We start from the raw sequence: 22,501 nt of genomic DNA on the forward strand, positions 1-22,501 counted from the left end.
TAGGAGACTCCCGGTGATTTCCCTTCGATCGCATGCGATATCACTCGCTGCGGTGTTCCTGGCACTCGCCATCGGCGTGATGCTGGGGTCGGGTCTGCTCTCGAACACGCTGCTGTCGGGTCTACGTGACGACAAGCACGAGATGCAGAGCGAGATCGACGACCTCACCGACCAGAAGAACGCCCTCAACGAGCGGCTCAGTGCGGCAGGGGAGTTCGACGCCCAGATGTCGCCGCGGATCCTGCGCGACGCGTTCACCGACAAGTCGGTCGTCGTGTTCCGCACCCCCGACGCCGCCGACGACGACGTCGACGCACTCACCCGCTACGTCGGGGCGTCCGGCGGCACCGTGACCGGCACCGTCTCGCTGACCCAGGAGTTCGTCGACGCCAACTCGGCCGAGAAGCTGCTGTCGGTGGTGAACTCGCCGATCGTGCCCGCCGGTCGCCAGCTGAGCACGACGCTGATCGACCAGGGCTCCCAGGCCGGCGACCTGCTGGGCATCTCGCTGCTGCGCGGCAAGGACCCCGCGTCCGCCGCCGTCGACGACGCGCAGCGCGACACCGTCCTCGCCACCCTGCGCGACACCGGGTTCCTCACCTACGGCGATCAGCGGATCGGCGCCGCCGACACCGCGCTCATCGTCACCGGCGGACCCCTCGCCGACGACGCGGGCAACCAGGGCGCCACCGTGGCACGCCTCGCCGCCGCCATGGCGCCGCACGGCACCGGAACGGTGGTCGCGGGGCGCAGCGGGTCGGCGACGGGAACGTCGGCCGTCGCCGTCGTCCGATCGGATCCGGCGCTCAACGGCGCGGTGACCACCGTCGACGACGCCGACACCCAGGCGGGCCGGCTGACCGCGGTGCTGGGTCTGGCCGACCTGTCGAGCGGCGGCAGGCCGGGGCAGTACGGCACCGGTCAGGGCGCGACCGCGGTGACCGTTCCGCAGTAGCGACCACGGCGCGTCAGCCACGCCGTGTCGGCGTCGGTGTTAGGGTGAGATTCCGTGGGTCGGCAGGCCCCGAGCTGGACTTCCAGCGTAGAAACCAAGACCTGCCCAGTTGCCACGGAGGTAGGCCTTGCCAGCGCTACGCAAGCACCCACAGACCGCGACCAAACACCTCTTCGTGAGTGGTGGCGTCGCGTCGTCACTCGGCAAGGGGCTCACGGCCAGCAGCCTCGGCCAGCTGCTCACCGCACGCGGTCTGCAGGTGACGATGCAGAAGCTCGACCCGTACCTCAACGTCGACCCGGGGACGATGAACCCGTTCCAGCACGGTGAGGTCTTCGTCACCGAGGACGGCGCCGAGACCGACCTGGACGTCGGCCACTACGAGCGGTTCCTCGACCGGAACCTGTCCGGGTCGGCCAATGTCACCACCGGTCAGGTGTATTCGACGGTGATCGCCAAGGAACGCCGCGGCGAGTACCTCGGCGACACGGTGCAGGTGATCCCGCACATCACCGACGAGATCAAGGCCCGCATCCTCGCGATGGCCGAGCCGGACGCCGACGGCACGCGCCCCGACGTGGTGATCACCGAGATCGGCGGCACCGTCGGCGACATCGAGTCGCTGCCGTTCCTCGAGGCCGCGCGACAGGTGCGCCACGAGGTGGGCCGGGACAACTGTTTCTTCCTGCACGTGTCGCTGGTGCCCTTCCTCAAGCCGTCGGGCGAGCTGAAGACCAAGCCCACCCAGCACTCGGTCGCAGCCCTGCGCAGCATCGGCATCTCCCCGGACGCGCTCATCCTGCGCTGCGACCGGGACGTACCCGAGCCGATGAAGAACAAGATCGCCCTGATGTGCGACGTGGACATCGACGGCGTCATCTCGACCCCCGACGCGCCGTCGATCTACGACATCCCGAAGGTGCTGCACCGCGAGGAACTCGACGCCTACGTGGTCCGCCGGCTGAACCTGCCGTTCCGCGACGTCGACTGGACGCAGTGGAACGACCTGCTGGAGCGGGTGCACGAGCCGAACGAGACGGTGCGAATCGCGCTGGTGGGCAAGTACATCGACCTGTCGGACGCGTACCTGTCGGTGGCCGAGGCGCTGCGCGCCGGCGGCTTCTGGCACCACGCCAAGGTCGACATCCACTGGGTGGCGTCCGACGACTGCGAGACCGACGCGAGCGCGGCGGCCGCCCTCAACGACGTGCACGGCGTGCTCATCCCCGGCGGCTTCGGCATCCGCGGCATCGAGGGCAAGATCGGCGCCATCTCCTTCGCCCGCAGGCAGGGCGTGCCGGTGCTGGGCCTGTGCCTCGGACTGCAGTGCATCGTCATCGAGGCGGCCCGGTCGGTGGGTCTGACCGAGGCGAGTTCGGCGGAGTTCGACCCCGACACCAAGGATCCGGTGATCGCGACCATGGCCGACCAGGAGCACATCGTCGCCGGCGAGGCCGACCTCGGCGGCACCATGCGCCTCGGCGCGTACCCGGCCGTCCTGGAGCCCGACTCGATCGTCGCGAAGGCCTACCAGTCCACCGACGTCTCCGAGCGGCACCGGCACCGCTACGAGGTCAACAACGCCTACCGGGACCGGATCGCCGAGAGCGGCCTGCGGTTCTCGGGAACCTCGCCCGACGGCCACCTCGTCGAGTTCGTCGAGTACGACGCCGCCGTGCACCCGTTCGTCGTCGGCACCCAGGCGCATCCCGAGCTGAAGAGCCGACCCACCCGTCCGCACCCGCTGTTCTCCGCGTTCGTCGGTGCGGCGCTGGACTACAAGGCGGCCGAACGGCTTCCGATGGAGATCGCCGAGCAGCGGTCGAACGCCGCCGAGCGCGTCGAGGAGTCCGCGGCCCGTGGCTGAGCACGACTTCGAGACCGTCTCGAGCGAGACGCTGCACGTCGGCAAGATCTTCGCGCTGCGCGCCGACGAGGTGCGGATGCCCGGGGGCGGTACCGCCCGCCGCGAGATCGTCGAGCACTACGGCGCCGTGGGCATCGTCGCGCTCGACGACGACCGCAACGTGGTGATGGTGCTGCAGTACCGCCACCCCGTTCACCGGCGGCTCTGGGAACTCCCCGCCGGCCTGCTCGACATGGGGGACGAGCCACCGCATCTCACCGCCGCCCGTGAACTCCAGGAGGAGGCCGGTCTGGCCGCCGACACCTGGCACGTGCTGGCCGACGTCATCTCCGCGCCCGGCTTCAGCGACGAGAGCGTGCGGCTCTACCTGGCGACCGGCCTGACCGAGGTCGATCGTCCCGAGGCACACGACGAGGAAGCCGACCTGACCGTGCAGCGGATTCCGCTGAGCACTGCCGTCGACATGGTGCTGGCAGGCGAGATCGTCAATTCGCTTGCCGTGGCCGGAATCCTGGCGGCATCCGTCACGACGGACGTCACCGCGCTGCGCGGCGTCGACGCGCCGTGGCCGGACCGGTCGACGGCGTTCCGGGCCCGCCAGTCGTGACGACCGTCGCGCCCGTCCTGGACGATCAGGTGCAGGGCTACCTCGACCACCTCGTCATCGAGCGTGGCGTGGCGGCCAACACGCTGAGTTCCTACCGGCGCGACCTGCGGCGCTACGCCGCGCACCTCGAGTCGCGGGGGATCCACGACCTGCGCGACATCACCGAGACCGACGTCAGCGAATTCCTGGTCGCCCTGCGCAAGGGCGATCCCGATGCCGGTGCCTCCGCGCTGTCCGCGGTGTCGGCGGCCCGCGCGCTGATCGCGGTGCGCGGACTGCACAAGTTCGCCGCGGCCGAGGGCCTCACCGACGTCGACGTCGCCCGCGCGGTGAAGCCGCCGACGCCCGGTCGGCGACTGCCCAAGAGCCTCGGGGTGGACGAGGTGCTCGCGCTGCTCGACGGCGCCGGTGGCGACGGCGAGGCCGACGGACCCCTGTCCCTGCGGAACCGGGCGCTGCTCGAGGTCCTGTACTCGACGGGGGCCCGCATCTCGGAGGGTGTGGGACTCGACGTCGACGACGTGGACGTGGAGTCCCGGTCGGTGCTGCTGCGCGGCAAGGGCGGCAAGCAGCGTCTGGTGCCCATCGGCAGGCCCGCGGTGAATGCGCTCAACGCCTACTTCGTGCGCGGCCGACCCGACCTCGCCCGTCGCGGCACGGGCACCCCGGCGATCTTCCTCAACGCCCGCGGCGGCCGGCTGTCCCGGCAGAGCGCCTGGCAGGTCCTGCAGGACTCGGCGCAGCGGGCCGGCATCACCGCCGCGGTGTCGCCGCACACCCTGCGACACTCCTTCGCCACGCACCTGCTCGAGGGCGGGGCCGACGTCCGCGTGGTGCAGGAGCTGCTCGGGCACGCGTCGGTCACGACGACGCAGATCTACACGCTGGTGACGGTGAGTGCGCTGCGCGAGGTCTGGGCCGGAGCCCATCCGAGGGCCCGGTAGGCACGTCGGACCGGGTCGGGCCCGCGGGTCTGGCTCTCCGGGCGCGTCGTCGCCGTTAGACTCGTGCGGATGTCCGCCATGCCCCGAGGTTGCCTGACCAGCGTCGGGCCGCGCGCGAGCGCCCCAGCGAGAAGCGGAGCGGATCGCGCATGACGACGGCGAGAAGCGGAGCGGATCGCGCATGAGTGACGAAGTCGGCACGACCGACGGCACCGGCCTCACCGGACGCCCCAATCGCACGATCCCCGACCCCCAACCTCGCACCAGCCACGGCCCCGCCAAGGTCGTCGCGATGTGCAACCAGAAGGGTGGCGTCGGCAAGACCACGTCCACCATCAACCTGGGTGCCGCGCTGGCCGAGTACGGCCGCCGGGTGCTGCTGGTGGACCTCGACCCGCAGGGCGCGCTGTCCGCGGGACTCGGCGTACCGCACTACGAACTCGACCACACCGTGCACAACCTGCTGGTGGAACCGCGCGTCTCGATCGACGAGGTGCTGGTCACGACCCGCGTCAAGGGTCTCGACCTGGTGCCGAGCAACATCGACCTGTCCGCCGCGGAGATCCAACTGGTCAACGAGGTGGGCCGCGAGCAGTCGCTGGCCCGTGCGCTGCACCCGGTGCTGGACCGCTACGACTACGTGCTGATCGACTGCCAGCCCTCGCTGGGGCTGCTGACCGTCAACGGGCTGGCGTGCGCCGACGGCGTCATCATCCCGACCGAGTGCGAGTACTTCTCGCTGCGCGGTCTCGCGCTGCTGACCGACACCGTCGACAAGGTGCACGACCGGCTCAACCCGCGACTGTCGATCAGCGGCATCCTCGTCACCCGGTACGACCCCCGCACCGTCAACGCCCGCGAGGTCATGGCCCGCGTCGTCGAGCGGTTCGGCGACCTCGTGTTCGACACCGTCATCACCCGCACGGTGCGCTTCCCGGAGACCAGCGTCGCCGGCGAGCCCATCACGACGTGGGCCCCGAAGTCCGGCGGCGCCCTGGCGTACCGGTCCCTGGCGCGCGAGGTCATCGACCGGTTCGGCGCGTGACGATCGACACAGCAGCCCGGACGTCGGAGGAGACAGCGCCGCAGGCGGGTTTCCAGGTCCGGCTGACGAACTTCGAGGGTCCGTTCGACCTGCTGCTCCAGCTGATCTTCGCCCACCGGATGGACGTCACCGAGGTGGCGCTGCATCAGGTCACCGACGACTTCATCGCCTACACCCGGACGATCGGACGTCAGCTCGAACTCGACGAGACCACCGCCTTCCTGGTGATCGCGGCCACGCTGCTGGACCTGAAGGCGGCTCGGCTGCTGCCCGCGGGCGACGTCCACGACGAGGAGGACCTCGCACTGCTGGAGGTCCGTGACCTGCTGTTCGCCCGCCTGCTGCAGTACCGGGCGTTCAAGCACGTCGCCCTGATGTTCGCCGAACTCGAGGCCGCGGCCATGCGGAGCTACCCGCGCGCCGTCGCGCTCGAGGACCGGTTCGCCGAGCTGCTGCCCGAGGTGATGCTGGGCGTCGACGCCGACGACTTCGCCCAGATCGCCGCGACCGCGTTCACGCCGCGGCCCATCCCGACGGTGGCGCTGGACCACATGCACGTGTCCGGGGTGTCGGTGCCGGAACAAGCGGAGCGGCTGCTGGCGTTGCTCAGGCAGCGGGGGATCGGGGAGTGGGCGTCGTTCACCGACCTGGTGGCCGACTGCTCGGGCGGTCTCGAGATCGTGGGCCGCTTCCTGGCGCTGCTCGAGTTGTACCGCGCCCGGGCGGTAGCATTCGAGCAACCTGAACCGCTTGGAAACCTGCAGGTTTCGTGGACCGGCGACCAGCCGTCCAGCGACGACCTCGCGGCCGCGGTGGAGGAAGACTCATGAGCGACGACGATCGGCAGCCCGACGACGCGGTGTCCACGGAGGACCCCGCGCTCCTCGACGTCGCCGACCTCGGCGCCGAGACCGCCGACGCACCCCAGATGTCCGACGACGAACTCGTCGCGACGCTGGAGGCACTGCTGCTGGTGGTCGACACGCCTGTGCCCGTCGACGCCCTCGCGGGTGCCGTGGACCAGCCCGCCCAGCGGGTGACGGCCACGCTGCACCTGATGGCCGGCGAACTCACTGCGCGGGACAGCGGCATCGACCTGCGCGAGGCGGGCGGCGGGTGGCGGATGTACACCCGCAACCGCTACGCCCCTTACGTCGAGCGACTCCTGCTCGATGGCACCCGGTCCAAGCTGACCCGCGCGGCACTGGAGACGCTGGCGGTGGTGGCCTATCGGCAGCCCGTCACCCGTGCGCGGGTGAGCGCGGTCCGCGGCGTCAACGTCGACGCCGTGATCCGAACGCTGGTGGCGCGCGGCCTGATCACCGAGGCGGGCGTGGACTCCGACAGTGGCGCAGTGACGTTCGCCACCACCGAGCTGTTCCTGGAGCGGCTGGGCCTGTCGTCGCTGGCGGACCTGCCGGACATCGCCCCGCTGCTACCCGATGTCGACGTGATCGACGACATCACCCAAACCCTGAGCGACGAACCACGTTTCGTGAAGCTCGGTGGCGTGCCCGCACCCACCGGCCAACCGCTCGCCTTCGACGTGGACAAGGACTGACGTGAACGAGTCAACTGACGGCGTACGACTACAGAAGGTGCTGTCGCAAGCCGGCGTGGCATCGCGCCGCGTCGCGGAGCGCATGATCCTCGACGGCCGCGTCGAGGTCGACGGGCACATCGTCACCGAACTCGGCACCCGGGTCGATCCCGAGAACGCCCTCATCCGGGTCGACGGCGTTCGGATCAAGTTCGACGACACGCTCGTCCACCTCGCGCTGAACAAGCCGAAGGGCATGCAGTCCACCATGTCCGACGATCGCGGCCGACCCTGCATCGGCGACATCGTCGAGTACCGGGTGCGGGGGAGCCAGAAGCTGTTCCACGTCGGCCGGCTCGACGCGGACACCGAGGGTCTGATGATCCTCACCAACGACGGCGAACTGGCACACCGTCTGATGCACCCGTCCTTCGAGGTGCCGAAGGCGTACGTGGCGACGGTGCTGGGCGCCGTGCCGCGCGGACTGGGCAAGAAGCTGCGCGCCGGAATCGAATTGGAGGACGGTCCGGTTGCGATCGACGACTTCGCCGTCGTCGGCACCGCGCCCGGCAAGTCGATGGTGCGGGTCACGCTGCACGAGGGCCGCAAGCACATCGTGCGTCGGCTGCTCGGCGAGGTCGGGTTCCCCGTGCAGGAGCTGGTGCGGACCGACATCGGCGCCGTCACGCTCGGTGAGCAGCGTCCGGGCAGCATCCGGGTGCTCACCAGCAAAGAGGTCGGCGAACTGTACAAGGCGGTGGGGATGTGAGTGACGCGACCGTCGCCATCGACGGACCCGCCGGTACCGGAAAGTCCTCCGTGTCACGGGGTTTGGCGCGCCGACTGGGCGCCCGCTACCTCGACACCGGTGCGATGTACCGGATCGTCACGCTCGCGGTGCTGCGGGCGGGCGTCGATCCCGAGGACGCCGACGCGGTGGCAGCGGTGGCCGGTGACGTCGACCTGTCGGTCGGCTACGACCCGGACGACAGCCGGTCCTACCTCGGCGGCGAGGACGTCTCCGCCGAGATCCGCGGCGACGCCGTGACGAAGGCGGTGTCGGCGGTGTCGGCCGTCCCGGCCGTGCGCACCCGGCTGGTCCGCCGGCAGCGCGAACTCGCCGACGGCCCCGGCAGCGTCGTCGTCGAGGGACGCGACATCGGCACCGTCGTGCTGACCGACGCCGACCTGAAGATCTTCCTGACCGCCTCGGCGGAGGAACGCGCCAAGCGTCGCGACGACCAGAACGTGGCCAACGGCCTGCCGGGCGACTACGAGACGGTGCTCGCCGACGTGCGCCGCCGCGACCACCTCGACTCCACCCGTGCGACGTCGCCGCTGCGCGCGGCCGACGACGCGGTGGTGGTCGATTCCAGTGACATGACGGAGTCCGAGGTGGTGGCGCACCTCGTGGAGCTCGTCCAGCAGAGGGCCGCCCAGCAGGGGGCCGGAGTGAGGAACAGATGAGCGACGACGACGGCACGTGGGCCGACGAGAGTGATTGGGAGCTGGGCTCCGAGGAGTTCACCGTCGATCTGGAGGAGGACTTCGCACCACCGCCGGTGGTGGCGGTGGTCGGGCGCCCCAACGTCGGCAAGTCGACGCTGGTGAACCGGATCCTGGGCCGTCGCGAAGCGGTGGTGCAGGACATCCCGGGCGTCACCAGGGACCGCGTGTCCTACGACGCCAACTGGCTCGGACGCCGGTTCGTCGTGCAGGACACCGGTGGCTGGGAGCCCGACGCGAAGGGACTGCAGGGGCTGGTCGCCGAGCAGGCGACGGTCGCGATGCGGACCGCCGACGCGATCATCCTCGTGGTCGACGCCGTGGTCGGCGCGACGACGGCCGACGAGGCCGCCGCCAAGCGGCTGCAGCGATCCGGCAAGCCGGTGTTCCTCGCCGCCAACAAGGTCGACACCGAACGCGTCGAGTCCGAGGCCGCCGCGCTGTGGTCGCTGGGACTGGGCCAGCCGCACTCGGTGAGTGCCGTGCACGGTCGAGGCGTCGCCGACCTGCTCGACGTGGTGCTCGAGGCGCTGCCCGAGGCGTCGGCCGTCGCGACCAGCGGCGGGGGACCGCGTCGCGTGGCGCTCGTCGGCAAGCCCAACGTCGGCAAGAGTTCGCTGCTGAACCGGCTGGCCGGCGACGAGCGGTCGGTGGTGCACGACGTGGCCGGGACCACCGTCGACCCCGTGGACTCGCTGATCGAACTCGACGGCAAGACGTGGCGCTTCATCGACACCGCAGGACTGCGACGCAAGGTGGGCCAGGCCAGCGGGCACGAGTTCTACGCCTCGGTGCGGACCCGCGGGGCCATCGACGCCGCCGAGGTGGTCGTCGTCCTGATCGACTCGTCGGAGACGCTGACCGAGCAGGACCAGCGGATCCTGTCCATGGTGATCGAGGCGGGCCGCGCCCTGGTGCTGGCGTTCAACAAGGCCGACCTGGTCGACGAGGAACGGCGCTACACCCTCGACAAGGAGATCGACCGCGAACTCGCGCAGGTGCAGTGGGCGCAGCGGATCAACATCTCCGCGAAGACCGGACGTGCGCTGCAGCGGTTGGCGCCGGCGATCGAGGGCGCGCTCGCGTCCTGGGACGCCCGCATCTCGACCGGGCGGCTCAACACGTTCCTGAAGGAGATCGTGGCCGCGACGCCGCCGCCGGTCCGCGGCGGCAAGCAGCCCAGGATCCTGTTCGCGACGCAGGCGGCGTCGCGGCCGCCGACGTTCGTACTGTTCACGTCCGGCTTCCTGGAGGCCGGGTACCGCCGGTTCCTGGAGCGGAGGTTGCGCGAGACGTTCGGTTTCGAGGGCAGCCCGATCCGGATCAACGTGCGGGTGCGGGAGAAGCGCGGAGCGAAGCGCTAGTGGGAGCGAAGCGCTAGCGCGCTGAGCACGTCGGCGCGAGCCGCACGTACAGTGGTGGGAACGTTCGACGACGGGGGATGGCTGGTGGCTGAGAGCGACCATCGCACGGCGCCCTCGTCGGCGTTCGCGCTGGAGCCGTTCTGGCCCTCTCGGCGTCTGATGGCCTTCGATGAATGGTGTTGTCCGCGTAGCTGATACGCGCTCACACTCATCTGGTCGACCGTGACGGTCGGCCTCTCCATCGAAAGTCGACGAACCCATGCGTTCGCTCATCATCTTCACCCTCGTCGGCGTCGGCGCGCAGCTCGTCGACGGCGCTCTCGGCATGGCGTTCGGCGTCACCGCGTCGACGCTGCTGGTTCTCAGCGGCGTGGCGTCGGCCCAGGCCAGCGCCGCCGTGCACCTCGCCGAGGTCGGCACGACGTTCGCGTCGGGGCTGTCGCACTGGAAGTTCAGGAACATCGACTGGCACATCGTGCTGAAGCTGGGTGTGCCCGGTGCGGTCGGCGCATTCGCGGGTGCGACGGTGCTGTCGTCCCTGTCCACCGAGGACGCCGCGCCGGTGATGGCCGCGATCCTGCTGGCCATCGGTCTCTACGTCCTGCTGCGCTTCTCGCTGCGCCATCCGCCGGCCGTCAAGGTCGGGACCACGAAGCACGGTGCCAAGTTCCTGGCCCCGCTCGGGCTCTTCGGCGGGTTCATCGACGCGTCCGGTGGCGGTGGCTGGGGTCCGGTGACCACCAGCACGCTCCTGTCGAGCGGCAAGACCGCGCCGCGCACGGTGATCGGCTCGGTCAGCGCGTCGGAGTTCCTCGTGGCGGTCTCGGCGTCGCTGGGATTCCTGATCGGGCTGCGCGAGGAGTTCTTCGACAACCTGCCGATCGTGCTGGGTCTGATGGTCGGCGGCGTGATCGCCGCGCCGCTCGCCGCATGGCTGGTGAGTCGGGTCAGCCCCGCGCTGCTCGGTACCGCGGTGGGCGGCGTCATCGTGCTGACGAACTCGCAGAAGCTGGTGACGTACTTCGGCGTCGGGAGTCCGTGGTCCACGTTGATATACGGGGGGATCGTCGTCGCGTGGGCGGCCTTCGTGTACCTCGCGTGGCGGCTCTCGAAGGCGCCGCGGTTCGTGCCCGGCGAATTCGAGGACGTGGCGCGGCCGACGGCGACGGTCGACGATCCTCGCTGACGGTCGGCTCAGGATGACCCGCTAACCTCTGGACGGTGCCCGTCGTCGACATGATCCTCATCGCCCTCGCGGGCGTGGGGGCCGGTGCCATCAACGCGGTCGTGGGATCCGGCACCCTGATCACGTTTCCCACGCTTGTCGCGCTCGGCTATCCGCCGGTCACCGCGACGATGTCGAACGCGGTCGGCCTGGTGGCCGGCGGCGTCTCCGGCACCTGGGGGTATCGCCGGGAACTGCGGGGTCAGTGGCATCGGCTGAAGTGGCAGATCCCCGGCTCGTTCCTCGGCGCGATCGGCGGCGCGTGGCTGCTGCTGCACCTGCCCGAGAAGGTGTTCATCACCGTCGTGCCGATCCTGCTGATCGGCGCGCTGATCCTGGTGCTCGTCGGGCCGAGGATCCAGTCGTGGGCCCGGGCGCGCTCGGAGCGCGCCGGCCGCTCACTGGAGCACATCTCGCGAGGCCGGATGGCCGCCCTGGTGGTCGGCACGTTCGCCGTCGGCGTCTACGGCGGGTACTTCACCGCCGCGCAGGGGATCCTGCTCATCGCCGTGATGGGTGCGCTGCTGCCCGAGGACATGCAGCGCATGAACGCCGCCAAGAACCTGCTGTCGCTGATCGTCAACGTCGTTGCGGCGGTGGCGTACACGCTGGTGGCGTTCGACCGCATCAGCTGGGCTGCGGCCGGGCTGATCGCGATCGGATCGCTGATCGGTGGGTTCCTCGGCGCGCACTACGGCCGCCGCCTGTCGCCCAACGCGTTGCGCGCCGTGATCGTGGTGGTCGGCCTGATCGGGCTCTACCGGTTGGTGACCGTCTAGCGGCTGCGGCTAGAACTGGGTGCGTTCGGCTTCCTGCTCGAGGACGGGTTCGAGGTCGGCGAGCCGGTTCATCGACGACACGGCGCGCTGGGTGCGGTTGTTGCCGGCCAGCAGGTCGCGGTTGCGGTGCACGAACTGCCAGTAGCCGGCCGTGAAGGGGCACGCATCGTCGCCGAGGCGTTTCTTGGGGTCGTACTGGCAGTCGCCGCAGTGGTCGCTCATCTTGTTGATGTACGCGCCGCCCGAGGCGTAGGGCTTGGTGGCGAGCTTGCCGCCGTCGGCGTGCTGGCTCATGCCCACGACGTTGGTCGGCATCACCCAGCGGAAGCCGTCGACGAACGCGGTGGAAAACCATTCGGTGAGGTCCCGCGGTTGGTATCCGCGTTGCAGCGCATGGTTGCCCAGGATCATCAGCCGCTGGATGTGGTGGGTCCAGCCGCGGTCCCGGACACCTGCCATCGCCTGGCGCAGGCACTCGGCCGTGATTGCATCGGCGTCGAGGTCGGTCCACCAGTCCGGCAGCGGCTGATGAACTCCGAGTTCGTTCTCGTCGACGTACTCCTCGCCGAAGTGCCAGTACAGGTGCCACATGTACTCGCGCCAGCCGAGGATCTGCCGGATGAAGCCCTCCACGGCGGACAGCGGTGCACCGTCCTCGCGGTAGGCGCGTTCGGCGGCGTGCACGGCGTCGAGCGGGTGCAGGACGCCCAGGTTCAGCGGGACCGACAGCAGAGAGTGCGACATGGCCCAGTCGTCGCCCATCATCGCGTCCTCGTACTGGCCGAACAGCGGCAGACGCTGCTCGATGAAGCGGTCCAGCGCGCGCTTGGCCTCGAGGGGCGTCACTGCGAACAGGCGCGGTCCGTCGACGCCAACCGTGTCGAGGTCCATCGCGTCGAGGTCGGCGCGGACCCGTTCGTCGATCTCGTCCTCGCGCGGCTGATAGGGCTTGGGGACGCCGAGGGTCTTCTGCTTCTTCGGGGGTGATCCCCGGTTCTCCTCGTCGTAGTTCCACCGATTGCCGACGGGGTCCTTGCCCTCCATGAGCACGTCGAAGCGGCGGCGTTGGTCGCGGTAGAAGTCCTCCATGCGGAAGCGGGTGCGCTCGCCGGCCCACTCCTCGAAGTCGCTGCGCGGCAGCGCGAACGTCGGCGTGGGCAACACGTCGGCGACCAGACCCTGCTCGCTCAGCTCGTTGACGAAGCGTTCGGCGGCGAACGACGTCGGCTGGTAGACGAGGACGGGTCGGCCGAACTGCTCGAGGGCGTCGGTGTAGTCGTCGGTCTGCAGCAGCGTCGCGCGGTCACCGAGGCCCTTGTCGGCGTGCCGGAGCGCGGAGAGGACGAGGTGCAGCTTCTGGCGGTGGTAGCGCCGCTTGCGGAGCGCGGACTGCGCCTCGACCAGCAACACCTCGCGGTGGGCGTGCTCGCCGCCGTACGTCGAGGTGCCGAGCTGGTCGGCGAACAGCCAGAGCGGGGTGTCATCGCCAACCTTCGTCACCCGTCCGTATTACCCCGGTGGGGCGGTCACGACGCACGGTCCGTGCGATTCGGGGAGACGGCGGACCGTGGGGTAGCATTTCGACCGCTGCCGGCGATCCCGGCAGCGCCGCGGGCTGTGGCGCAGCTTGGTAGCGCACTTGACTGGGGGTCAAGTGGTCGCAGGTTCAAATCCTGTCAGCCCGACGCAGGTCAGAGGCACTTTCCGGAAGTTCGGGAGGTGCCTTTTTCCTTGCTTACCCAAACCCCGTACCCAAACCAGTTCGAACGGGCGTTCACACGCCTTGCTTGCTCTACCCACGCGCTACGACGGCAACTTGGCGACGCGACGGAAGTCCGCGATGAGTGTTCGATGAAGCTCGTCCAGCCCCTTCGCCGAGAGCAACTCGATTTCAGTCATTGGGTCGATCTGTTCGTGGGTCGATGCGAGTGCTCTTTCACCGTCAGAGTGGGCTTTCCACACGGCCCCAGCACTCTCGGCAAGACCATTATCGAGCAGCCGAATCTGCTCGACGATCAGCTCCATCTGCCAGACATGCTGCCTTGTTATGCGTTCTTCTCGGCCCGGCAAGCGGGAGCCGAAGTTCGACTCGAACACCTCGTACTCGTCATCGAGGTCACTCTGCCGGTCTCGAGAAAGCTGGAGCAGATTGCTTACAAGCTTCTGCAGCTCTTCTCGCCGCCACTTGACGGTGTCCCGGTGGGTCGTCGCCCATTGGGTGTATAGAATGTTGACAATAGTTCCAACGACAGCCAGCCCTGAGAACACAGTTGCCCACACACCTTGCAGTATGCGTTAGGGGCAACGACTTAAAGCCCGAGCGCGCTACCCAAACCGTCGACCGCTGCTCGCGCCGTGTCGTCGGAGGTGTGACCATATAGGTCGCCAGTGATGGCGATCGACGAGTGCCCGAGCAGGTCGGCCGTCGCTTTGATGTGGACGCCCGATTCCAGCCACGCCACGGCAGCACTGTGACGGAGTGAGTGCGCGCCGACGTCCCGATGCCGGCCTTCGGCGCCGCTAGTTCCACGGTGCGCAGAAGGTTGCGGGATCGAGCATCGAGCCAAACTCGGTGGCGAACACCAGGCCCGTATCGGTCCACAGATCCCCGACCGCGAGACGCTCCTGGAGCTGCTGTGTCCGCCATCCCTTGAGCACTGTCACGACACCCGCGTGCAGCGGCACTCGGCGGCGGGATCGTTGCGTCTTCGGCTCGGTGAGTACGAGGTCCCCGTCGACTCGCGAGAGGGTGTGCCGGACCATTAGCTCACCCTTGCCGAGGTCGACGTCGGACCACCGGAGGCCGGCAACCTCCCCCCGGCGGAGGCCCGTGGTCGCCATCACTACGAGTGCTGCGTGGTATCGCAGACCGGTGCCAGCCTCCAGTAGGCGGGCGACGTCGGGAGCCGGCAAGTACTTGGCCTCCGTGCGCGACACCTGGCCGCTTCACCTTCACCGTCAACCCGCACTCGCAGGCCAATTCTGGTCAGGTGGAGTTCACTCTGTGGGCGCGCGCTGACGGAACCGTTCAGGAGGCCAACCGATTCCGCGTCCTCCAGAACGACGTGAGCTATTTGGCAGAGCTGCTCTCCCGGGACAACCTTGACCCAACCGCGCTCACCACTGCGCAACTGGTCACCGCCCGGGACACCGAGGCGCGCTTGGTGGGTTTCGTCCGAACGGAACTCGCCACCCGCGCCGGGGTGACGGATCTCAACGCCGTACCGGCCGTCCTGCCTATTCCGCTTCCGCTCGACGGTCGGGCGTTCCTTTATTCCGTCGATTCGCTGATCTCACAAGGCGATCGGTATGAGCGAGACCTCCGTCTCATCTGCGAGGAAATCGGCCGGCGGGCGGGACGGGTCTGATGGTGAAGCGCACCGTAGCCCAACTCGCCGCGCGCGAGGCCCAACTTGGTACGGCGTTCCAATGTTGTCCACTCTGCAACTTGTCCTGCAACATTACACGCGATGACGGACCGGCTGATTTTGAACTACACCGAGGCGTGCCGCGTTCTCGGCAACATCGGACAGTCCACGTTGGACGACCTCCTGCGAACCGGGCGACTCACGAAGGTGAAGATCGACAGCCGGAGATTCGTCCTCACGCAGTTGATCGCCGACTATGTCGACGGACTCCAGTCCCAGGCTCGCGCCGGAGGCGGCGACGCCCGTGAACGCAACCGTGCAGCGGCGCCAGCGTGCCCGCAGCCACCGTTGAAAGGCCGGCGAATGGCCACTCAGACATCAGTCACAAGCGCGAAAGCCTGGGCACCCGATGTCACCGCCTCGGCGCCTATGGACGCGGATACAAGTCCAGTCTCCTCGGCGCCGGAGTCACCGATGCGCAGCAGGTCCTGCGAAGCCTGCCGGTGATCGTGAACCCGGCCGTGCCGGATTACACCGGGGGATCTCGATCGCAACGCCGTCGTGAGTGCCATGGGTCCGGCGGAGGTGGCGAGCTTCGAGCACGCCGCGTCGCGTAAGACTCCGTGTTGCTCAAAGCCCCATGGCGATTCGGCCCCACGGTCGTCCGGCCCGATCGAATCGGAACGTTCACGATCGCGGCGGCCGAATCCTATTCGGGATCCCGCAGACGTGACGGCGGCGACGGTTGGGCATCCTGCTCAATCAAATCTGTTGGCAGTGAACCTTGTTTAGTTTGGCCAACGGAGCGGTAATCGGGGCCGCCGCCGCCGTCACCTCGATCCCTGGGGAGGGTCCCCCCTGGTGGCCGCCAGCGCGCCGATGAGCATAGCCTCCTGCCACAGTGCACTGCACTGTGAACTATCGGGCCGTGCAACGCGCGCTGACCTCACCCGACGGGAGTGGCTGTCGTATAGAACAGGTACACCGCGGTAACGTTCGCTTCGATGTCGATGATCGTCGGCGCACCCTCCTGTGTGATCGTCGAGTCGATGACATTCTCAGTGTTCGTCATGTCGCAGACCACGCTGCTGCACAACTTCACGAAGCCGGAACCCTCTTTGCCCTCGATCCGGTAGCGCCCTGGTGGGATCACTTGCGTCAGGCCACCACGGGGTTGGCCGACCGCGTAGGCGCCATCTCCATACTGAGCTGCCACCGATGTGGTCGGTTCGTTGACCGTCGACGATATTGGCGGGGGCATCGGAACGGGTGTACTCGCAGCGGCCGTAACGGTCACTGTGGCAGGTGTCGCGGTCACCGTCACCGTGGATGCGACTGGCTGAGTTCCACTTCCGCACCCGGTCAACGTCATAACGGCAGCAGCTGCAACAGCGACTCTCTCCAACGTCATGGCGATCTCCCTCCCAGAGTCCCATCACCTTACGACCGATGCCGGATTGGTTTACTACTTCCGAAAGGACAATCGATGACCGCAGGTGAGACGCTACGGGCCGCGATGGCCCGTGCCATCGAGCACGCCGGTGCCGATGCAGAGCGGCCACTGGAAGCGCAGATCATCGCGAGCGCGGCGGCCACCGCCGACCGTGCCGAGGAGTCGCGCGCCCTGCTGCGCACCGAGATGTCCGGCGAGACCCGCGCCTTGGTGGTCGTCAAGATCGCCGCCGAAATCGGGCTACATGAAAAAACGCCGCCGATCTGCTGGCGCGTGTGAACCAGGGGTCGGTCGCCGCGAAGAGCGAAAGACGTTCGGGGCGCGCCCGGTCCCGGTGAGACCGGGACCCGCACAGTCGCGACGGGACCCCGCACGGGGCCGCCGGGACCCGGCGTAGTGGCCCGCGACGCGGTCCCAGCCGAACGCCGCGGTGCGCTCTACGTCGCCCTGCTCCGGCAAGCCAAAGTTGACGCTTCGCACATGCTGGTGACGCCCGGAGTTGACGAATGGCTTGACGCCGCGCGCCGGGCTGCCCGTGGACGTGCCAGTGGGAGAACTGCCCGAGTGGGCGCGGGCCGGGCTGGTGGCGCACTGGTGGAGCCGGGCAATCGTCACCGCGGCCGGGCATGTCGACTTCTGCCAGGACCTCGACGGCGATCGGTGGCTGGCCGATCAACGTTTGTAGCTAAGACCCTTCATCGCCACCGGACTCAGGGGTCGGGAGTCTATATCCGTATTTCGTTAGAGCTCTGCCCGGAATCGATTCGAGTGCACCGGCTTTGATCATGCGCTGAAATATGCGCTTTACCTGATTCTCAGAACCGATGCCGGTGAGCTGCCGCACCGTCATGTTCGTTATCTCGTCGTGGGTCTGCAAGTACTCGGTGATGATCTCTTCGGGCGACGCAAGGCGTTCGTGCCGAATGATCACAAGAACCGACGTCTTTCGATCCTCCACCTCGGGCGGCTTCAATTTGAGCTCGCTCATTGCGTGAAACGCGGTGTTAAGTCCCTCGCCGACGTCTTTGTTGGGCGGATCAGGGAACTTATTGATCCACCTGACGATGTTGCCGTTACGTGAATATCGTTGATCGAGAATGTTTTCCGGCGTGATGTGACCCGGAAGGCCGCCAGGGCTCTCAACCTCCACCCGGTTATCGAAAATTCGCACGTGGATGTCGTCGGCAATGCTGTAGTCACGATGCAGCACCGCATTGGTGATGATTTCGTGCAAGGTCACCTGGGGGTAGGAGATCTCCTCAAGCCCCGCGGCCCCGAGAATCCTAATGCCCTGCACAGTGTCGACGGCGATAGTGACAGCTTCCTTGATCACGTCGTAGGCAGGACCCTCGATCGTGAGCGGCTGCCCGACTAGGTTCGCGCGCGAGCCTTCCGCATCGGCAGTCGCGTATCGATACAACTTCACTGCGGACTGCTTCGGAAGTGCGGCTTGCGGCTCATCTGAGAAGAGCAGAAGCGCAGCAACTGTCGGCTTACCGTCCCGCACCAACAACTGCTTACTGAGCCAAGGTTCTACTGCGTCTACGGATGGCACGACCTCCATCACGAACTGCGTTGCGGTGAGTGAATCACTTACCATGTCGATTGGAGCATCGACCGTCTGTGTCTCGAAGCTTGAGACACCTTTTAGGTACTCCAAACGCTTCAGCGCATCTCCCGAGATTGGAAGGCACTGCGCTCCTCTGCGAACGTAGACCGTCCCATCCGCCGCCGCACGAATGTCCGGCGTCTTCAACACAGAGACCTTGAGGACGAGGCCATCGCCCGGCGCGTCCGATACCCGCAAGAACTGGTAGTCGACAAATTGGCCGAGCGGGAACGTTGCCTCTAGCGCCTGAATGTGACCGTTCGCCGCCTCGACGTCCTCGAACCCCCGCCACTCACGAACCTTGGCCGGTCCGTTCTCCTCGATGCCGATGTAGAGCTCACCCCCCTCGGCATTGGCGAACCCGGAGAGCGCCTTCGTCAGCTTGCTTGGCGAAACCGCACGGCCCTTGAGGTCCGCGATATGCGACTCCTCGATCGCCAGGAGCTGAGTTCGCCCCACTTCGTCGATCTCGACGACATCGAAACTCATGGGTGCCACTCTGACACGAGGGGGCGACGCGCAGGCCGTAGGCCGTGCGGCAGTGTTACGAGTGGATCGATCACACGTTGACATCCTCGTTGATGGACTGTCATTGGCTGCTCCCGCTGAGGAGGCCGTTCCATGCTGCGTCACTTCACCGAGACGGTGGGCGCGGATCAACCGCGTGGCGGGGTGCGGTCGCACAAGCGTTTGGTACACGACAACCGGTATGAACAACCCGAGTCGAAAACCGTTGCGAACGTTCCCGACACCCGCCGACGCCCGTAAGTGCCCGCCGAGACCAAAAAACCGCTCTACGACCTCGGCAAACAGAGCGATCGAGCGACGAGTAAGGAGGCCTCGGCATGGACGCGCGGGCGTCGCCGGATAGCCTGGGGGTCAAGTGGTCGAAGGTTCAAATCTTGTCAGCCCGACGCAGGTCAGAGGCACTTTCCGGAGATTCGGAAGGTGCCTTTTTTCGTGCGTAGGCGTCGACGCCTGCCTTGCCGCCTCGAGAGCCGGAGTCCTCGTGTCGGCCGGGCGCCCGACGGCGCGACCGTGTCGCCGCTACGGCCGCTCCCGCTTCGCCCGGATGAGGCGAAACTGCCGACGGCGCAGGATCTTCAGGATGGTTCGGGCAGGTAGGGGATAGGCGGCGAACCCGGCCGCCGCCGGATAGTCGTCGATGCCGGTGACCTCGTATCGGACGCCACCCACCAGGATTTCGCCGCGGCCGTTGGCTCGAAGATTGCGGTACCAGGACACTCCGTCGCCGTAGGTCAGTTCGGCGACGAAACCGTCGTCGACGCGCGCGAGGATCAGCGGCGTCCGATAAGTCCTACCCGTGCGACGCCCGACGTAACTCAGCTCGGCGAAGGGTCCTCGTCCCGTGTGTGCCGCCCGCAGGGCCAGCGGGTTGACGGTCCGGCTCAGCAGCTGAAGGAAGCGACGCTTCACGATCCCACCTCCCAAGACGCCGTGAACTCTGGTGACGGTCACGCGTCCCGGTCAGCGTCGCACGTCGTGATCGAAGTGGTTCGAGGATGCACCGAACCGTTCCGCCGGGCACCGGGTGATCGTCGTACCGCGATGAGATCCGGCCGCCGGGGAAGTCCTACCCGCATGGGCAGACTCATCTATGGATTCAACGTCTCGGTGGACGGCTACATCGCCGACGCGAAGGGAAGCATCGACTGGTCCGGTCCGAGTGCAGAACTGCACCAGTACTGGAACGACTTCGAGCGGCAGACTGCGGTGTCGTTGTACGGGCGGCGGCTCTACGACCTGATGTCGGCGTACTGGCCGACGGCCGACGAGGCCCCGGACGCGACCCCCTTCATCGTCGACTACGCGCGCACCTGGCGCGACATGCCCAAGGTCGTGTTCTCCCGCACCCTGGAGTCCGTCGACTGGAACACCCGCCTGGAACGCGGCGATCCGGTCGAGGTGGTGGGGAGGTTGAAGGCGGAGACCGACGGCGATCTCGAGGTCGCCGGCGCGACCCTGGCCGCACCGATCGTCCGCGCCGGACTGGTGGACGAATACCGGCTGGTGATCGCGCCGACGGCCCTCGGCGGGGGCACACCCTTCTTCCCGACACTGCCGTCCTGGATCGCACTGCGACTGGTGGAGAACCGCATCTTCCCGGGCGGCACGGTCCTGCTTCGCTACGAGGCGACACACGACTGAACGGGCCCCGGGGTTTAGCGGTCGTACCTCGCGGGGCACTGTGCAGGTATGAGCAACGACGGAACGGTCACCGTGGAACGAACCATCGACGCGCCGGTCGACGCACTCTTCGACATTCTCTCCAACCCGCAGCGGCATCAGGAACTCGACGGCTCGGGCTTCGTCCGCAGCGTCGACCATGCCGACCGCATCCAAGAGGTGGGTCAGAAGTTCACGATGAACATGCAGGGCGACCACATGGGCGGCGAGTACAAGACCGACAACCACGTCTCCGGGTACGCGAAGGACAAGCTGCTGGCGTGGAAGACCGCGCCCGAGGGCACCGACCCGCCCGGATGGGAATGGTTGTGGGAACTGGAGTCTCAGGGGCCGAAGGAGACGCTGGTGCGCCATACCTACGACTGGTCGAAGGTGACCGACAAGAAGCTGCTCGAGAAGGTCAAGTTCCCGCTGGTGACCGAGGACCAGCTGAACGACACGCTGTCACGGCTCGCAACCGCCGCCTCGTCCTAGCGCGCGTGCGGCGATGAGCGCCCGGTTCGAGGTGCTCGACTGGACCGAGACCCGGTTGGGCGTCATCAGCCTGCGTCGGCGGCTCGAACCGACCTTGAACGTCGACGTGTACGAGGTCAAACTCGGCGACGAGTTCCTGATGTCCAGCCTGTTCACCGTCGCCGAGGTCGAGTTGGCGCGACTCGGGTTGGCCCAGGCGGTGGACGGCGACCTGGACGTGGTCGTCGGCGGATTGGGCCTCGGCTACACCGCGCAGGCAGCGCTCGAGGATCCGCGTCTGCGATCGCTCCTCGTCGTGGAGGCCCTCGGCGAGGTCATCGACTGGCATCAGCGCGCGCTCCTGCCCGACACCGCCGAACTCGCCTCGGACCCACGGGTCCGCCTGCAGCGCGGCGACTTCTTCGAATTGGCAGCCGGTGACGCCGGTTTCGACTCCGAGACGCCTGGGCGGCGGTTCCACGCCGTGCTTCTCGACATCGACCACACGCCGCGACACGTCCTGCATCCGAGCCACTCCGCGCTCTACACGACTCCCGGCCTGACGCAACTCGCCCGGCACCTCCATCCGGGTGGGGTCTTCGCGCTATGGTCAGACGATCCGCCCGACCCGGCGTTCGAGGACGTTCTCGCCACGGTCTTCGACCGGTCGGAGTCGACCGTCGTCCGATTCGCCAATCCGCTCACCGGCGGTCACTCCACGAACACGGTCTACGTCGCGAGGTGAGGACGCACCGCCGAGGGTGACTCACCTCGGCAGACGCAGCGGCGGACGCCATTTTTGACCGATCGTTCTTGAACGACTATTCTCAAATCATGGGTCGTCCGCGTGGCTTCGACGAGGCCATCGCCGTGGACGCCGCTGCGGAAGTGTTCCGACGCGGGGGATACGCGGCGGCATCGGTCGATCACCTCGTCGAGGCGACGGGCATGCACCGGGGCAGCCTGTACAACGCCTTCGGAAGCAAGCACGGACTGTTCCTGCGGGTCCTCGACGCCGCCGCGGATCCCGACGCGGATCCCGGCGATCGGCTCGACGTCTTGCTGGTGGCGTTGCTCGAACTCGCCGCCGTCGACGTCCGAGTCCGCGATCGAGCCGCGGGCATGATCGACGAATATGGCTTGACGGCAGAACAATTGGGTGAGCGCCTGCTCGCCCGTGCAGAAGTCCACAGTGAAGGGAAGCCATGATGAGCAGCAACAGAGTCACCGTCACCGCAGACCGCCTGGTGGTCGAGCCACTGGGCCTGGACAAACTGTGGTCGTTCACCCGCCGCCTCGAGATTCCGCTGGCCCACGTTCGGGGAGCCACCTTCGACCCGGGCATGAAGGACGAACCGAAGGGGTGGCGCGGCCCCGGACTCGGCCTCCCGGGCAAGAAGTCCGGCACCTTTCACTCCGACGGAAGTAAGCAGTTCTGGAACGTCTCCGGGTACGACCGCGCAGTCGTAGTCACCCTGGATCCCGCGGAACGATTCGACCGTCTCGTGATCACGGTCGACGATCCGAACGGCGTGGTCGACGCCATCAACGGCGCCCGCGGCGCGCTGTGACGAGCCG

General features: G+C 67.7%; 27 protein-coding genes and 1 tRNA gene. 21 read left to right on the forward strand and 7 right to left on the reverse strand.

Translation table 11 applies throughout. The annotated features are described in order from the left end of the window. The first annotated feature begins 13 nt into the window (after window positions 1-13). The 12 genes from AC1MEY_RS08915 (at window position 14) to AC1MEY_RS08970 (ending at window position 11,832) form a co-directional block, all read left to right on the forward strand. Window positions 14-955 (forward strand): copper transporter, encoded by a 942-nt coding sequence (locus tag AC1MEY_RS08915; RefSeq protein WP_480230295.1) that lies wholly within the window; start codon window positions 14-16, stop codon window positions 953-955. Between the two features lie 127 nt (window positions 956-1,082). After that, window positions 1,083-2,822 (forward strand): CTP synthase, encoded by a 1,740-nt coding sequence (locus AC1MEY_RS08920; RefSeq protein ID WP_480230296.1) that lies wholly within the window; start codon window positions 1,083-1,085, stop codon window positions 2,820-2,822. Further along, window positions 2,815-3,429, forward strand: coding sequence for an NUDIX domain-containing protein (locus AC1MEY_RS08925; protein WP_480230297.1), 615 nt, complete (start codon window positions 2,815-2,817; stop codon window positions 3,427-3,429). Before AC1MEY_RS08920 ends, AC1MEY_RS08925 begins: the two co-directional genes overlap by 8 nt. 17 nt (window positions 3,430-3,446) lie before the next feature. Continuing rightward, window positions 3,447-4,373, forward strand: coding sequence for a site-specific tyrosine recombinase XerD (gene xerD, locus AC1MEY_RS08930; protein ID WP_480231381.1), 927 nt, complete (start codon window positions 3,447-3,449; stop codon window positions 4,371-4,373). Between the two features lie 181 nt (window positions 4,374-4,554). Beyond that, complete coding sequence (locus AC1MEY_RS08935; protein WP_480230298.1) at window positions 4,555-5,418, forward strand: ParA family protein; 864 nt, start codon at window positions 4,555-4,557, stop codon at window positions 5,416-5,418. After that, complete coding sequence (locus AC1MEY_RS08940; RefSeq protein ID WP_480230299.1) at window positions 5,415-6,248, forward strand: segregation/condensation protein A; 834 nt, start codon at window positions 5,415-5,417, stop codon at window positions 6,246-6,248. The genes AC1MEY_RS08935 and AC1MEY_RS08940 overlap by 4 nt, the downstream gene beginning before the upstream one ends. Before the next feature lie 98 nt (window positions 6,249-6,346). Next, window positions 6,347-6,979, forward strand: a complete 633-nt coding sequence (scpB, locus tag AC1MEY_RS08945; RefSeq protein ID WP_480231382.1) for an SMC-Scp complex subunit ScpB — start codon at window positions 6,347-6,349, stop codon at window positions 6,977-6,979. Window position 6,980: 1 nt separating this feature from the next. Further along, window positions 6,981-7,727, forward strand: a complete 747-nt coding sequence (locus AC1MEY_RS08950) for a pseudouridine synthase (RefSeq protein WP_480230300.1) — start codon at window positions 6,981-6,983, stop codon at window positions 7,725-7,727. Continuing rightward, window positions 7,724-8,425 (forward strand): (d)CMP kinase, encoded by a 702-nt coding sequence (gene cmk / locus AC1MEY_RS08955; RefSeq protein WP_480230301.1) that lies wholly within the window; start codon window positions 7,724-7,726, stop codon window positions 8,423-8,425. Before AC1MEY_RS08950 ends, cmk begins: the two co-directional genes overlap by 4 nt. Continuing rightward, window positions 8,422-9,828: a ribosome biogenesis GTPase Der gene (gene der, locus AC1MEY_RS08960; protein WP_480230302.1), complete on the forward strand. Its 1,407-nt coding sequence runs from the start codon at window positions 8,422-8,424 to the stop codon at window positions 9,826-9,828. Before cmk ends, der begins: the two co-directional genes overlap by 4 nt. Before the next feature lie 259 nt (window positions 9,829-10,087). Continuing rightward, window positions 10,088-11,014: a sulfite exporter TauE/SafE family protein gene (locus AC1MEY_RS08965; RefSeq protein ID WP_480230303.1), complete on the forward strand. Its 927-nt coding sequence runs from the start codon at window positions 10,088-10,090 to the stop codon at window positions 11,012-11,014. Between the two features lie 50 nt (window positions 11,015-11,064). Then, the gene (locus tag AC1MEY_RS08970) at window positions 11,065-11,832 is read left to right on the forward strand and encodes a sulfite exporter TauE/SafE family protein (RefSeq protein WP_480231383.1); all 768 of its coding nucleotides are present in this window, start codon (window positions 11,065-11,067) and stop codon (window positions 11,830-11,832) included. Window positions 11,833-11,841: 9 nt separating this feature from the next. Here the strand turns inward: AC1MEY_RS08970 and AC1MEY_RS08975 are convergent, their stop codons facing one another. Then, a complete protein-coding gene (locus AC1MEY_RS08975) occupies window positions 11,842-13,332 on the reverse strand; it encodes a cryptochrome/photolyase family protein (RefSeq protein WP_480230304.1) in 1,491 nt (496 codons plus the stop codon). A 111-nt stretch (window positions 13,333-13,443) separates the two neighbouring features. Here AC1MEY_RS08975 and AC1MEY_RS08980 point away from each other — a divergent pair. After that, a tRNA-Pro gene (locus AC1MEY_RS08980) sits at window positions 13,444-13,517 on the forward strand. Between the two features lie 118 nt (window positions 13,518-13,635). On the opposite strand, the gene AC1MEY_RS08985 is transcribed toward AC1MEY_RS08980, so the two are convergent. The 3 genes from AC1MEY_RS08985 to AC1MEY_RS08995 are packed head-to-tail and all read right to left on the reverse strand — an operon-like array spanning window position 13,636 to window position 14,769. Further along, on the reverse strand, window positions 13,636-14,100 hold the full coding sequence (locus AC1MEY_RS08985) for a hypothetical protein (RefSeq protein WP_480230305.1): 465 nt from the start codon (window positions 14,098-14,100) through the stop codon (window positions 13,636-13,638). Between the two features lie 41 nt (window positions 14,101-14,141). Beyond that, window positions 14,142-14,294, reverse strand: a complete 153-nt coding sequence (locus tag AC1MEY_RS08990; protein WP_480230306.1) for a hypothetical protein — start codon at window positions 14,292-14,294, stop codon at window positions 14,142-14,144. A gap of 58 nt (window positions 14,295-14,352) precedes the next feature. After that, on the reverse strand, window positions 14,353-14,769 hold the full coding sequence (locus AC1MEY_RS08995; RefSeq protein WP_480230307.1) for a site-specific integrase: 417 nt from the start codon (window positions 14,767-14,769) through the stop codon (window positions 14,353-14,355). Window positions 14,770-14,822: 53 nt separating this feature from the next. On the opposite strand from AC1MEY_RS08995, the gene AC1MEY_RS09000 reads away from it, so the two are divergent. Next, the gene (locus tag AC1MEY_RS09000) at window positions 14,823-15,200 is read left to right on the forward strand and encodes a hypothetical protein (protein WP_480230308.1); all 378 of its coding nucleotides are present in this window, start codon (window positions 14,823-14,825) and stop codon (window positions 15,198-15,200) included. 946 nt (window positions 15,201-16,146) lie between these two features. On the opposite strand, the gene AC1MEY_RS09005 is transcribed toward AC1MEY_RS09000, so the two are convergent. Next, window positions 16,147-16,416 (reverse strand): hypothetical protein, encoded by a 270-nt coding sequence (locus tag AC1MEY_RS09005; RefSeq protein ID WP_480230309.1) that lies wholly within the window; start codon window positions 16,414-16,416, stop codon window positions 16,147-16,149. Window positions 16,417-16,686: 270 nt separating this feature from the next. Here AC1MEY_RS09005 and AC1MEY_RS09010 point away from each other — a divergent pair, with 270 nt between their 5' ends. Both AC1MEY_RS09010 and AC1MEY_RS09015 read left to right on the forward strand, forming a co-directional pair. Further along, window positions 16,687-16,932 (forward strand): hypothetical protein, encoded by a 246-nt coding sequence (locus AC1MEY_RS09010; protein ID WP_480230310.1) that lies wholly within the window; start codon window positions 16,687-16,689, stop codon window positions 16,930-16,932. A gap of 268 nt (window positions 16,933-17,200) precedes the next feature. Then, complete coding sequence (locus tag AC1MEY_RS09015) at window positions 17,201-17,338, forward strand: hypothetical protein (RefSeq protein WP_480230311.1); 138 nt, start codon at window positions 17,201-17,203, stop codon at window positions 17,336-17,338. Here the strand turns inward: AC1MEY_RS09015 and AC1MEY_RS09020 are convergent, their stop codons facing one another. Then, window positions 17,339-18,751, reverse strand: coding sequence for an ATP-binding protein (locus AC1MEY_RS09020; RefSeq protein ID WP_480230312.1), 1,413 nt, complete (start codon window positions 18,749-18,751; stop codon window positions 17,339-17,341). 558 nt (window positions 18,752-19,309) lie between these two features. Then, the gene (locus AC1MEY_RS09025) at window positions 19,310-19,699 is read right to left on the reverse strand and encodes a nitroreductase/quinone reductase family protein (RefSeq protein ID WP_480230313.1); all 390 of its coding nucleotides are present in this window, start codon (window positions 19,697-19,699) and stop codon (window positions 19,310-19,312) included. A gap of 165 nt (window positions 19,700-19,864) precedes the next feature. Between AC1MEY_RS09025 and AC1MEY_RS09030 the strand changes: the two genes are divergently transcribed. From AC1MEY_RS09030 to AC1MEY_RS09050, 5 genes are all read left to right on the forward strand, one after another. Continuing rightward, window positions 19,865-20,431: a dihydrofolate reductase family protein gene (locus AC1MEY_RS09030; RefSeq protein WP_480230314.1), complete on the forward strand. Its 567-nt coding sequence runs from the start codon at window positions 19,865-19,867 to the stop codon at window positions 20,429-20,431. A 48-nt stretch (window positions 20,432-20,479) separates the two neighbouring features. Then, window positions 20,480-20,944 carry an SRPBCC family protein gene (locus tag AC1MEY_RS09035; RefSeq protein ID WP_480230315.1) on the forward strand — a complete coding sequence of 155 codons (465 nt, stop codon included), beginning with the start codon at window positions 20,480-20,482 and terminating at the stop codon, window positions 20,942-20,944. Between the two features lie 13 nt (window positions 20,945-20,957). Continuing rightward, the gene (locus AC1MEY_RS09040) at window positions 20,958-21,668 is read left to right on the forward strand and encodes a polyamine aminopropyltransferase (protein ID WP_480230316.1); all 711 of its coding nucleotides are present in this window, start codon (window positions 20,958-20,960) and stop codon (window positions 21,666-21,668) included. Window positions 21,669-21,757: 89 nt separating this feature from the next. Beyond that, window positions 21,758-22,132, forward strand: a complete 375-nt coding sequence (locus AC1MEY_RS09045; RefSeq protein WP_480230317.1) for a helix-turn-helix domain-containing protein — start codon at window positions 21,758-21,760, stop codon at window positions 22,130-22,132. Then, window positions 22,132-22,494 carry a hypothetical protein gene (locus AC1MEY_RS09050; protein WP_480230318.1) on the forward strand — a complete coding sequence of 121 codons (363 nt, stop codon included), beginning with the start codon at window positions 22,132-22,134 and terminating at the stop codon, window positions 22,492-22,494. Before AC1MEY_RS09045 ends, AC1MEY_RS09050 begins: the two co-directional genes overlap by 1 nt. Window positions 22,495-22,501: the final 7 nt, after the last annotated feature.

The organism is Mycobacterium sp. PTI7 (genome assembly GCF_056679845.1).